This window comes from Bradyrhizobium sp. SZCCHNR1051, assembly GCF_032489615.1.
GTDB lineage: Bacteria > Pseudomonadota > Alphaproteobacteria > Rhizobiales > Xanthobacteraceae > Bradyrhizobium.
This window is the reverse complement of record NZ_JAUEYJ010000030.1, coordinates 54305-66945: the sequence shown is the minus strand read 5'-3', so window position 1 is coordinate 66945 and position 12641 is coordinate 54305. Positions and strand designations below refer to the sequence as shown.

The 12641-nt window shown below is 63.2% G+C and carries 8 protein-coding genes and 1 pseudogene; 6 read left to right on the top strand and 3 right to left on the bottom strand.

The features are described from left to right. The 5 genes and pseudogenes from QW868_RS30345 to QW868_RS30325 all read left to right on the top strand — a co-directional run. Positions 1 to 1402, top strand: a 1402-nt coding sequence (locus QW868_RS30345; RefSeq protein WP_315775867.1) for a thioester reductase domain-containing protein, incomplete at its 5' end; no start/stop codon positions are given. A 16-nt stretch (positions 1403 to 1418) separates the two neighbouring features. After that, complete coding sequence (locus QW868_RS30340) at positions 1419 to 2840, top strand: glycosyltransferase (protein ID WP_315782099.1); 1422 nt, start codon at positions 1419 to 1421, stop codon at positions 2838 to 2840. A 168-nt stretch (positions 2841 to 3008) separates the two neighbouring features. After that, positions 3009 to 4220, top strand: a complete 1212-nt coding sequence (locus QW868_RS30335; RefSeq protein ID WP_316232275.1) for an efflux RND transporter periplasmic adaptor subunit — start codon at positions 3009 to 3011, stop codon at positions 4218 to 4220. Between the two features lies 1 nt (position 4221). Further along, complete coding sequence (locus QW868_RS30330; RefSeq protein ID WP_316232274.1) at positions 4222 to 7350, top strand: efflux RND transporter permease subunit; 3129 nt, start codon at positions 4222 to 4224, stop codon at positions 7348 to 7350. A gap of 7 nt (positions 7351 to 7357) precedes the next feature. After that, positions 7358 to 8061, top strand: a pseudogene (locus tag QW868_RS30325) (DUF932 domain-containing protein); the annotation flags it as partial. A gap of 1166 nt (positions 8062 to 9227) precedes the next feature. Here the strand turns inward: QW868_RS30325 and QW868_RS30320 are convergent. After that, on the bottom strand, positions 9228 to 9569 hold the full coding sequence (locus QW868_RS30320) for a hypothetical protein (protein WP_316177220.1): 342 nt from the start codon (positions 9567 to 9569) through the stop codon (positions 9228 to 9230). A gap of 259 nt (positions 9570 to 9828) precedes the next feature. Here QW868_RS30320 and QW868_RS33620 point away from each other — a divergent pair, with 259 nt between their 5' ends. Further along, on the top strand, positions 9829 to 10119 hold the full coding sequence (locus QW868_RS33620; protein ID WP_409998865.1) for a hypothetical protein: 291 nt from the start codon (positions 9829 to 9831) through the stop codon (positions 10117 to 10119). Between the two features lie 45 nt (positions 10120 to 10164). On the opposite strand, the gene QW868_RS30310 is transcribed toward QW868_RS33620, so the two are convergent. Next, on the bottom strand, positions 10165 to 10728 hold the full coding sequence (locus QW868_RS30310; RefSeq protein ID WP_315813784.1) for a DUF4399 domain-containing protein: 564 nt from the start codon (positions 10726 to 10728) through the stop codon (positions 10165 to 10167). Positions 10729 to 11112: 384 nt separating this feature from the next. Next, positions 11113 to 12633 (bottom strand): formylglycine-generating enzyme family protein, encoded by a 1521-nt coding sequence (locus QW868_RS30305; RefSeq protein ID WP_316232273.1) that lies wholly within the window; start codon positions 12631 to 12633, stop codon positions 11113 to 11115. Positions 12634 to 12641 lie beyond the last annotated feature (8 nt).

The following is a 12641-nucleotide window of genomic DNA, read 5'->3' as shown; positions in this document are numbered from 1 at the left end:
GTTTGCCGAGACCCTCGGGCTTGAGCGCGTCGGGATCCATGACAACTTCTTCGATCTCGGCGGCCATTCGCTGCTCGCCATCCGTCTTGGCCGCCGCATCCGCGACGAGATCCAGCCGGACTTCCCGATCACGGCGGTCTATGCGACGCCCATCGTCCGGGACCTCGCAGCGCAGCTCGATCTCGACGGACCTTCGGAGGGGCCGCTGGACTTGTCCCGCGACATTCTCCTGCCGACGCACATCAGGCTGATCGGCGGGCGCGCGCCGCAGAAGCCCAAACGCATTTTCCTGACGGGCGCCACCGGCTTCGTCGGCAGTCATCTTCTCTCCACGCTGATCCAGGAGACGGACGCGCAAATCGCCTGCCACGTTCGCGCCCCAGATCGGCAATCGGCCGAAGCCCGTTTGCGGCAGGCGCTCGATAAGCGAAAGCTTTCGGCGTGTTGGGACGAGGATCGTATCGAGGTTCTGACCGGAAATCTCGGACATCCGGCTCTCGGACTCGATGAGAGGGGTGTCCGCATTGTGCGAGACGAGTGCGAAGCGATCTATCATTGCGGCGCGAGCGTCGAATTCCTCCATCACTATGCTGCGATAAAACCCGCCAATGTGGACAGCGTCCTCACGCTGCTCGATTGGACCGTGAGTGGACGACCAAAGCGGCTGCACTACGTTTCCACCCTTGCGGTGATCGACAAATATCAGTCTGGGCCGGTGTCGGAGCAGACTGATCTGACCTCGTGGCAGGGTCTCGCGAGCGGCTATAGCCAAAGCAAGTGGGTCGGCGACACGCTCGTCCGGCAGGCGCAGCTTCGCGGCCTGCCGCTGTCGATCTATCGCCTCAGCAGCGTCACTGGTGATCGCGCGAACGGAATCTGCAACGAAACGGATCTGATCTGGCGCCTTGTCCGGCTCTATGCGGAACTTGGCGCGATTCCCGACCTGGACCTGATGTTGAACATGACGCCGGCCGATGACGTCGCGCGAGCGATCGTCCGGCTCGCGGGCAGGGAAGCGTCCTGGGGAAGCGTCTATCATCTCATGAACCGTGAGCCAATTGATGTGCGGGAGGTCCCACGGATCTTTCGCCGGCTCGGCCTTCGGCTCGACCTCGTGCCGCTCGATCAATGGATCGACATTGGACGACGGCGGCTTGCCGAAACACAGGACGATGATCTCGCAGCCGTCCTGTCGATCGTGTCAAAGGAGGACACGTCGCGATCGCACCCGGAAATTACCTCGGACTTCACGCAGGAACACTTGGCTGCGGTGGGCGCGGCGATCGCTCCGGTCAGCGCGGCCCTTCTCGAACGCTATTTTGTCAATCTGCGGCTCGCAGGAACTGTGTCCGATGCGGTTGCCAGAAACGGCGAAATGAACAGCGATCGGTTGGTGGGTTAGGATAGGAGAGCACAACATGGCGCGGTTTCTCATCGCGGTCACCGCGCTACCCGGTCACGTATTTCCCTTGTTGGCCGTTGCCCAACTCCTCGTTGGTCGCGGCCACGAGGTCGTCGTATATAGCGGGAGCCTGTTCAGAGAGCGAGTGGAGGCGACCGGCGCGCGCTTCGTCGCGTTTCGCCCGGAAATCGACGTCGATTATCGGAAGCTCGACGAGCGCTTTCCCGAACGCCGCAAGATTGCACCTGGCCCCGCTCAGCTCTGCTTCGGATTGAAGCACATCTTTGCGGATGCAATGCCGCATCAGGCCGCCGGGATACGCGACTTGCGCCGCGACTTTCCTTTCGATGCGATCATCACCGATACGATGTTCTGCGGGACCTTTCCGCTCGTGCTCGGGCCGCCGGAAAAAAGAGCCCCGATCGTCGCGCTCGGGATCACCGCTCTCGCCTTGTCGAGCGCGGACACCGCATTCTTCGGCACCGCGCTCCCGCCATCCATCACGCCAGCCGATCGCGCGCGCAATGCTGCAATGAACAGCCACCTGCAACAAGCGATCTTCGGCTCGGTGCAGCAATACTTCAACGATGTCCTGGTGAAGAACGGGGCGCGCCCTCTGCCGGCATTTCTGTTCGATAGCATGATCACGCTGCCGGATCTGTATTTGCAGCTTACGGCCAAGGAGTTCGAATATTCGCGTGGCAAGATGCCAGACAGCATCCGCTTCGTCGGACCGCTGCTGCCACCGCCATCGATCGGCTTCCACCCGCCGCCTTGGTGGGACGACGTCGACAAAGCGGGTCCGATCGTACTCGTCACGCAAGGCACTCTCGCAAACGGCGATCTTGGGCAGCTTGTCGGACCAACTCTGACGGCCCTGGCGAACGAGGAACTGACGGTGATCGCATGCACCGGCGGCCCACCAGTCGAATCGATCCCGGTGGTGTTGCAGCCCAATGCGAAGGCGGTGACATTCCTGCCGTTCGACCGCCTGCTCCCGAAGGTGAGCGTCATGGTGACCAATGGCGGTTATGGCGCCGTCAATCACGCGCTCAGTCTCGGTGTGCCGTTGGTGGTTGCCGGGGATAGTGAGGAAAAACCGGAAATCGCTGCGCGGGTCGCATGGGCAGGCGCCGGCATCAATCTTGGAACCGGCCGGCCATCCGCCTCGCAGATTCGCGAGGCGGTCCGCGCCGTGCTCACCAAGCCGCAATACCGACGCGGTGCGCAAGCGTTACGCACCGCGTTCGTCCGCCACAACGCTCGTGACGAGATTGCGGAACTGGTCGAACGGCTTGCGGCGGGCGGATCGTCGGCCAGCTCTCAGGGAAATCCGCGTCACAGGTTCGACCCTGTCGGTACTCCTGCGGAGGCCGCCAGCCGCCGGACGATCGACGTCGACGCTGGTTTGATACGCGGGACGTTGGGAACGGTTTGATCCGTCCTGATCCTCGAACGGCGTACGCCATACTCATTCGAAAAGCGGTCGATCGCGGATGCTGACGCCGGCCGTCGGATTCACATCATGCCGGCTTCGCGGTCGGATCCAAAGGAAGGTAGTCGGGTGAAAAGGCCGGTGTTAAGGTTCGCTTGGATCGCCCTCCTAGTGCTCGTCGTCACGGTCTGCGTCTACATCTTCGCTGTGATCGGCGCGGGGCGCCAGCAGGCCGAAGCGGTCGCAACGCAAATCTCCGATCCGCGACGGGACGCAGCCGAGCGCCCGGGGGCCGCACCGATCGCCACGACGCTCGCCCGAGCCGTACGGCATTCGATCACCGAGACACTCGCGGTGACCGGATCCCTCGTGGCCCGAGAGGAGGATGTTGTCGGTGCGGAAGTCGACGGGTTACGTATCGTCGAGATGCTGGCCGACGTCGGCGATCGCGTCGAAGAAGGGCAGGTGCTCGCTCGCCTCGACAGCACGATGCTCCGGACACAGCTCGCGCAAAACACCGCGATGATCGCGATAACCCAAGCGTCGGTCGCGCAGATGAACGCGTCGTTGACGGAGATGCAAGCCAACGAAGCGGAAGCGGCGGAGACGTTGAAACGCACGCAAACCTTGAACGCGACCGGCGCGATATCTCCAGCGCACCTCCTGACGCGTGAGACCCAGGCCAAGGTCGCCGCGGCAAAGTCCGCTGCCGCTGCGGAGAATTTGCGCATGGCCGAAGCCCAGGAAGCGTTTGCGGAGGCGCAGCGTGGCGAGATCGAGCTGAAAATCGCGCGAACCGAACTGAAGGCGCCGTCTACGGGGATTATCTCGCACCGCGCCGCCCGCCTGGGCGCGGTGGCCGGCACGGGGGGCGAACCTCTATTCCGGCTCGTCCGCAACGGTCAAATCGAATTCGATGCCGAGGTTCTGGAAACGGTGCTTCCACAGATCGAGCCAAGCCAAGACGTCGAGGTTTGGCTGCCCGGCGTCAGCGAGGCCGTCATCGGCCATGTGCGGCTGGTCGATCCCACTGTAGACAAATCGAGCCGTCTCGGCCGCGTCGCGGTCGCGCTCCCGCCGCATACGGCCATGAGGGCCGGTGTTTTTGCCCGCGGCAGCATTACAATCGGCAAGCGACAAGCCATCACTGTGCCGTTGTCCGCCGTGAGCTTCAGCAAGAATGGCACCTATGTTCAGCTTGCGACCAACGATGTCGTCGAAATCCGCAATGTCCAGACCGGCCTCAAACGCGGCACCCGTGTCGAAATTGTCGACGGGCTGATCGAAGGTCAGGAGGTCGTCGTTCGAGCCGCCGCTTTTGTCAGGCCAGGCGAACGGATCTTGCCGGTCCGCAGCGATGCCGGACCAGGGCGGGCAGATTGATATGGCCCTCAACATCTCCGCCTGGTCGATTCGTAAGCCTATTCCGTCATTGGTGTTGTTTGGCGTCCTGATCGTGCTCGGCGCGGTCAGCCTGAAGACCCTGCCGATAACGCAGATGCCCAACATCGACATCCCCATCGTGACCGTCACGATCGCCCAGACCGGCGCTGCGCCGAGTGAGCTGGAAACGCAGGTCACGAAGAACGTAGAGAATGCGGCGACCGGGGTCGTCGGGGTCAAGCACGTCACGTCGAGCATCTCTGACGGGGTCTCCGTGACGACCATCGAGTTTCAACTGGGGACGCCGGCGGACCGTGCGGTCAACGACGTCCGCAATGCGATGGCTAACATCCGGTCGGAGTTGCCGCAGAGCATCGAGGAACCCTCGATACAGCGGGTGGAGGTCGAAGGGATGGCAATCGTTACCTATGCCGTGTCGATTCCCTCTTGGACGACCGAGCAGGTGTCCTGGTTCGTCGATGACGTCATCACGGGGGCGCTTCAGGGCGTTCGGGGCGTCGCGCAGGTCAAGCGTGCGGGCGGCGCCGATCGTGAAATCCGGGTATCGCTGCTGCCCGACCGGCTGATCGCACTTGGCATCACCGCGGCGGACGTGAACGAGCAACTGCGAGCGACCAATGTCGATCTCACCGGCGGGCGCGGTGAAGTGGGGTCGGGAGAGCAAACCATACGGATGCTCGCGGGGGCCGCGACGATCGACGGACTGACCAATAGCGCGATCGTGCTGCCGGGCGGTCGAAGGGCTGCGTTGAAGGAGATTGCCACGGTCACCGATGGCGCAGCCGAAGCACGCAGCTTTGCTCGCCTCAATGGGAGTCCGGTGGTCGCCTTCGGTGTCTTTCGTGCAAAGGGCTTCTCCGACGTGGCCGTCGCGGAGGCGGTCGCGAAGAAGTTGCAGGCGCTCACCAACGAGCATCCCGACCTGTCCGTGTCCGAGATCGACAGCACGGTGCGCTATACCAAGTCCGATTATAGAGCCACCATGCAGACGTTGGCCGAAGGCGCAATCCTCGCGGTCATCGTCGTATTGATTTTTCTGCGCGACCTTCGAGCGACGGCGATTTCCGTGCTCGCGATACCACTGTCAATACTTCCGACCTTCTGGGCGATGGACCTCATCGGGTTTTCGCTGAACGCCGTTAGTCTGCTTGCGATCACGCTGGTCACCGGCATCCTGGTCGATGATGCGATCGTCGAGATCGAGAACATCGTCCGGCACATCCGGATGGGCAAATCACCCTATCGCGCCGCGCTCCAGGCGGCCGACGAGATCGGGCTCGCGGTCGTCGCGACGACCACGACCATCGTCGCCATGTTCGTGCCGGTCAGCTTCATGGGCGGCATCGCCGGTCAATACTTCAAGCAGTTCGGCCTCACGGTCGCAATTGCAGTGGCGTTTTCTCTGCTGGTCGCAAGGCTGATAACGCCGCTACTGGCGGCATATTTCCTTCGCGACCGTCAGCACCATGCCGAAGGGCACGGAGTGATCATGCGGCACTATCTTCGCATGCTCGAATGGTCGCTTCGCCACCGCTTCGTCACGGTCGCGCTTGCGGCGCTGGTCTTCCTGGGCTCGCTAATGGTCGCAGGATCCTTACCGCTTGGCTTTCTGCCGACCAATGACCTGTCGCGTTCGGTTCTCCAGATCGAGCTGCCACCGGGCTCGACGATCGCGGATACCGCGGCCGCCGCGGACCGCATCACGGCCCTGCTCGCGAAACGGCCAGAAGTCAGGAGCGTCTATGTCACCGGCGGCGCCGCCGGCGCCAACGGGCTGAGCGTCACCGCCGGTGACGTCCGCAAGGCCACCATCATCGTCGAGCTCGTTGCGCGCAGGAACCGGTCGCACGACCAGAAGGCATTCGAGCACGACATGCGCGCGACGCTCAGCGCGATCGCGGACATACGTTACAGCTTCGGCAATGGCGGCGGCGGACGCGAGTTCACGCTGATCCTTTCCGGACCCGATGGCGCCGCAGTTGAGCAGGCGGCGCTCGCGGTGGAGCGGGACGTCCGGCAGAACGTCTCCGTTCTCGCGAATGTCGTCTCGACTGTGGCTCTTGCCCGGCCGGAGATTCGCATCTTGCCAAGGCTGGAGGAGGCTGCCGATCTTGGAATCTCCGGGACGCAGATCGCCGAAGTTGCACGGATTGCGATGATCGGAGATACATCCGCAAATCTGGCGAAGTTCTCGGCCATCGACCGGCAAGTACCGATCCGCGTGCAACTCGACGAGCGGGCGCGGGGCGATCTATCGACCCTCGATATGCTGCGAATCAGGGCCAAGAACGGCACCGTACCGTTGGCCACGGTCGCCGACGTCGGCTTCGGCGAGGGGCCGACGACCATCGAACGCTATGACAGCAGGCGTCGCGTCGCGATCCAGGCCGATCTCGTCGGAAACACCCCGCTCGGCGAGGCGATCGAGCAGGTTATGGCGCTGCCCTCGGCGCGAAACTTGCCAGCCGGTGTGACGATCGCAAGGTTCGGCGATTCAGAGATCATGGAAGAAGTTTTTTCGAGTTTTTCGCTCGCGATCGCTGCAGGCGTACTCATGGTGCTCTCCGTCCTCGTTCTTCTCTTCGCCGACGCGATGCATCCGATCACCATTATCTTCTCCATGCCGCTTTCGATCGGCGGAGCGTTCCTTGCGCTGCTTCTGACCGGCAATGCCATCAACCTCTCGGCCATTATCGGCTTCCTCATGCTGATGGGAATCGTAACGAAGAACGCGATCCTGCTGGTGGACTTCGCAATCACCGAGGTGGCGAGCGGTGTGGAGCGCACGAAGGCGTTGATCGAAGCCGGCCGCAAGCGCGCTCAGCCCGTGATCATGACCACAGCGGCTATGACCGCAGGCATGGTCCCTTCTGCATTGGGAGTCGGCGAAGGCGGCGCATTCCGTTCCCCCATGGCGGTCGCATTGATTGGCGGGCTGCTCGCCTCGACCTTTCTCAGCCTCGTATTCGTGCCGGCCGCCTTTACGATCATGGACGACGTCGGCCGGATTTTAAGCAGAAAGCTTTCGCGCTTTGTCGGGCCGAAGGATGAAATGAAGCTCGACGAGAGTGACCCGGCCTCACCACGCAGATCGTCTGCACGGCATTGATCGGCTTGAACTCGTTGCCGCCGTTGTGCAGATCGCCGGCAATGGCACCGGTGACACACGATGGAAGGTGACCGGCGTGCTGGACTGGTCGAGCATGAGCCATAATCCCTTCGTGGACGTGACCAAGGATACGACCACGTCTATGCCAGTGATCGCGACGTGTTCCTGTTTCTGGTCGACGACACCAATCCAATCGAGGCGGGACGGCTGCCGGACGGCTCGCCCGATGTCTATTTCCGGGGCTTCTACTGTTGGAACAGTGAGGTCGGGAGCAAGACGCTCGGCATAGCGAGCTTCTCTCTGCGCGCCGTCTGCATGAACCGCAATCTCTGGGGCGTGGAGAACTTTGAGCAGATCACCATCCGGCATTCGAAGTTCGCCGCGCAGCGGTTTGCGCATGAAGCTGCACCGGCATTGACGAGTTTTGCCAATTCCTCGCCCGCGCCGTTTGTCGCTGGTATTGCAGCCGCACGGCAGCGGATCGTTGCTCGCACGGATGAGGACCGGGAGAGCTTTCTGCGCAAGAATGGCTTTTCCAATGCCGAGACATCGAAGGTCATTGAAGCCGTTCTTGGCGAGGAGAACCGCAAGCCGGAGAGCATCTTCGACTTCGTGCAGGGCATCACCGTCGTGGCCCGAAGCAAGGCGCATCAGGACGGAAGACTCGAGCTCGAAAGCAAGGCCAGGCGCCTGATGGAGCGTGCCGCCTGAGCAGGCGGACGAACGATTCGTCCGACGTTTCTGGATCGCGCTGGTTTGCCAATTTCGCGAGATCATGGGCTTAGTGCGCATCCTGCACGGAACGATATCGCCAACGACGTCGGCATGCAGTGGCGAGCTTGGTGCTGACGTCTGGCCGAAAATCGACTGACAACCGACATCTGATTTGCCGTGGGTGGGCAGAAAGTCAGGCGGCGTGCGTCAGTTGCCACGCGTTGGAAGCGGCTTCATCCTTGGCCCCGCGGCGCCGAATCGTCTTGGTCCAATTTATCAGGCTGACGATTCCCAGGATCGATCGGCCGCTGCGAGCCGCGATCGGTCTGCAACGGGACTGCCGAGATAGTCTCATTGCTATACGGGGGTAGGGATATGCTCGCCCGATCGTAATGCAAAGAGCCTCCACGAACTTCGCACTCGGAAGGCAGTTTGTTGGCAGCGCAACTGTAGCCATATCGACTTGCCGACCGCAGGACTTAAGCGATTTGTCCGCTGAGATCTGGCTGATCCACAAGCCACGGAAGAGGACGAGAAGCCAAGCCAAGGATCAAGGAAGGAAGGGAAGGGAAGGGAGATTTCACACCCTATGCACCCCTGGTGCAGGTCTGAAGCAAGATGATAGTCGCAATTGAACGATATCACCGCCAACCGATGATGGTGCGCTCTCGCCACGGAAATCGATCTGCCTGCTAACTCTTTGCGGCTCGACCGTAAGCCTCTTAGCAATGATCTGACAGAAATCTTTGCCGAAAGATCAGATGAGAAGAGGGCAGGGTCTGATGGCAAGATAAAAGCGGCTCGCCTGTTGATCAGCAAGCCATTGACACGGCTAGCGTTCAACCGTGCCGTTCGGTCGAGCTGAGTGCCGCAATCGAGCTTTTTGTCAGCAAAGCCAAAGGCGATTTCGGCACTGATCGTAGTCTAGCGAACTCCGGCGAAAAACTCGGTGGAGCTACGCAACGAGTGCAGGATCTGCGACTCGGAGTGCGGGTTGACCGATCGATCGTGTTGCGCCGTCGTATCTCTGAGCCTTGGCCGATGCGTTCCGCCGCCGCGGCCGGAATGAAATCTTGGCCGTTTCCTTCGGGGGATCACTCGGGTCAGACGGTGCTACTGCCGCCGACCTCGGCCTCCTGTGCCGGCCTATCGGTCTCAGCTCCTTATCGCTCCAGCCAAAAGCCAGGGGCATGATACCAGACCCGTTCGGAATCTGCGGACGATGGGTTCCCGCGGTGGAGTGCCCGGATCGGGACATTCACCGTGTTCGCGCTCTCGAGTGCGCTCTTCAGCCGGCGGCTGGCGTCCTCATCGCGGCCATTTGTGCAGGGGTAGATGCTGACCCCACCGGTGGACGAGGCGTCGAAAGAAGTGCCGCGGCGGACGACGCGCAGCAGGAAGCCGGACCAATCCTCGGTGGTCAGCGGGAGGAGCAGCCGGCCGTTCTCGGCGAGGCCATCGAGCCATCGCGCCGTGGTATGCGTGCAGCCCGCGAACACGATCACGAAGCGCGTGCGACGTCTGCGCAACTGGCCCCGTGGAATCCCCGGGCGGCGACATCGGCGACGACATCGGCGACGACATGGTCGACGAGCGTGTCGGCGCGTCCCCGCGTCTGCAGGGCGAGGTCGGCGCGGCTAACGAGCATTCGCGGGGGTGTGCCGGCTGCCGGGGAGGGCGGCGAGGATTCCTTTCGCTTTGCGCAGGGACCAATGCGCTGAGCAGCGGCTCGGAAGAGGTCACCGGGAGCTTGAGCCGGACTACATGTTCGGCAGGATGGGCGTTGACGCCAAGGTCGGTGGTGCCGCAATCCCAGGCTGGACCGTTACGGCTCTGGTGTTCATTCCATTCGCGGCTGGTTATTTCCTGTCGTACCTGTTCCGGACGATCAGTGGCGTGGTCTCCCAGCGCCTCGCCTCCGAGCTTGGACCGATGCTGATGATCGCTCTTGGCGCTCGCCGAGGCGAAGCAAGCCACGCGTCTGGAGGTCGTATCAATAGAGCCGAGCCGGACAAATGCAGCGCTGCGGTTGGAGGCTTCGGCACGTCGCGATGAACTGATGTGCCGGCCGAACCGGCTCCATGGGGGAGCGGCGGAGGTTCATTTCGCACCCGACAGGAAGCTCTTGATGAAATCGACGGCTCCCGCCGATTTTGCCGGATCGGGCGGCGGCGCTTCGGCGGCCGACGGTTGCGCCGCCTGACGCGCGGTGTGCGCGTGAAGATGCCGCGTCCGCCGGTGGGCGTGAGTGGCGCTCCGCCCGTGCCTCTGCGAAGCACTGCTCACGGTGATCGTGATCTTCTTCGATACCAGCGGCGGATCGAAGTTGAAGTGCATGCCGTCGCCCAGGACGAGCTGCAGGGTATGCTTGCCGGGGGGCAGCTCGATCAGAGCCTCGGTCTCGCCCGCGCCGTAGTGCAGGTGCTTTCTGTCCTGCGGAATCGGCTCGCCTGGGCTGATCGGCTCATCGGCGTCGATCAGGAGGTGATGATGGCCGGTATTGGCAAAGGCGTCACCGGCATGGGTCACGCCCATGTTGCGAAGTCCGAAGCGGCACCAGAACGCGCTCTTCACGGTGTCGCCGTCGGTTGGCGTGATGAAATACAGGTAGGCGTCCTTCGGCGCCGTTTTCGCCTGTGCCCATGCGAGAGTCGGCAACAGCACCAGCGTGCAGGCCAACACGGTGGATCCGAGCGTCGCGACTGGGGCGAGACGACGTCGTCGCCAGGGCGTCAGATCCAATAGCGGCGCGCGACGCGTAGATTTCTCACTCCACATAAATCCCCAACTCATAAACAACGACGATCATCGATCGCAAATATCGAACGGTGTAGCCGGCCCATGAATGGGGCGTAGCGCGGCAAATTTGAGGTTTCGATCGGTCTCGTCCTACGATTCCCGATAAGAATTTGAATAAAGAGGCTCGGCAGAACAGGCGTCCTGCGGATCTGCGACGCTGGTGTTCGCTGTGGTGCGAGACATTTGCGGGCGCAGGCCCGGCATCGGTGTCGACGGCACGCTGGCCTGGCTCAGCATACAGCGGCCGCATCAGAGCGAAAGAGCGAGGCGAAAGCCATGGGTCGGATACCTGACGCGCCCATCATAGCGATCGCGGCTCCCGCTGCGGGCATAGCTCGCATCCTTCTTCCATGAACCCGAGCGAATGACATGGACGAAGCTCTGCTCGTCGATCCATGCCGAGCCATCGGACGGCGCGCCCTGATAGCTCTTGTGCCAGCTGTCGGCCACCCATTGGTCGACGCTCCCGCCCATGTCGAACAGGCCAAACGGATTGGCCGCAAAGCTTCCGACCTTCATGAGCTGCGCGGGCGCGCCGGGCTCGTTGCATCCGTTGCAATTGGCCATGCCGGAGCGCATCTGGTCGCCCCACCAGAACGCCGTCGTTGCGCCGCCGCGCGCTGCATATTCCCATTCGGCCTCGGTCGGGAGCCGGAACGGCTTGCCGATGGCCCGCGAGAGCCAAGCCAGATAGCCCCTGGCGTCGTCGTAGCCGACATTTGTCACGGGGTTGTCGTCCGGGCCGCTCATCACGTCGGCGCATGCCCTGTCAGCCACGCACGCCTTCCACTCGCCAATCGTGACGGGGTATTTGCCGAGCGCGAACGGCTTGATCGTGACGCGGTGGACCGGAAGCTCGGAGCGCTCGACGCCGCCCATCGCGAATTCCCCTCCTGGAATCATCACCATGTCAGGCAGGCGAATCGCCGCTGCCTCCGCCGGCCCTGGGGTCGCAGTCGACTCTGCCGCCGGCGCAGTCTCGGGAGCGGTCGCAGCGCTTGCCGACGCGAGCAGGGCGGGCGCCTCGAGCGGCGCGGTTTCCGCGGAACGCGAGAGCGTTGCAGTGTCCGAGGGCGCGTCCGGCATCGGCGCCGGGGCGGGGGCGGTCGCGGCCGACATGGCCTCTGCCGTGACGACGCGCCCCGAACTCTCGATGCTTGCGCGGCTCGACGCGGCCACGGAGGCCTCGGCGGCTTGCGGCTGTGTTGGTGGGGGAGCGGCCGGCTCCCGCGCCAGCATGAACCAGCTAGCGGCGGCAGCGAGCAACAATGCGCCGAGGCCGGCCGCCGCAGCGCGGGTCCAGACCAGCGGCCTGCGCTCCGCCCTCGCCGCGGCCGCACGAAGCGTCGTGGCCAGCTTGTCGTAGCCGTGCGCCTGCCAGATCTCCGCGCGGCTGCGCGCCTCGTTCGGGGCGTATTGAGCGATCGAGACGCCGGGAATGCTGCAGACGACCCGTCCCGCCTGTCCGCCACCGGGAGCGGTGGCCTCGACCTCGGCCGCATCGCATCGTGCGGCGAGCGATTGCTTCAAGGGGCCGCACATCATCAACAACAGTCCGCCGTCGCCCCTGCTGCGGCGCTCCTGGATCTCGGGGCAGGCGACCTGCTCGTCGACACTGTGGAAACTGAGCGGGCGCAGCGTGTTCATCGCCACCCGCACGATCCGGCCGCACTGCTCGCAAGGCACCGGATAGGTCACGGCGGTCAGCGGTCGCTCGTCTCGATCGGTGGCCGGCGCCTGCGCTGGCGCGACGACGTCGATGCCGATCATCGGACACC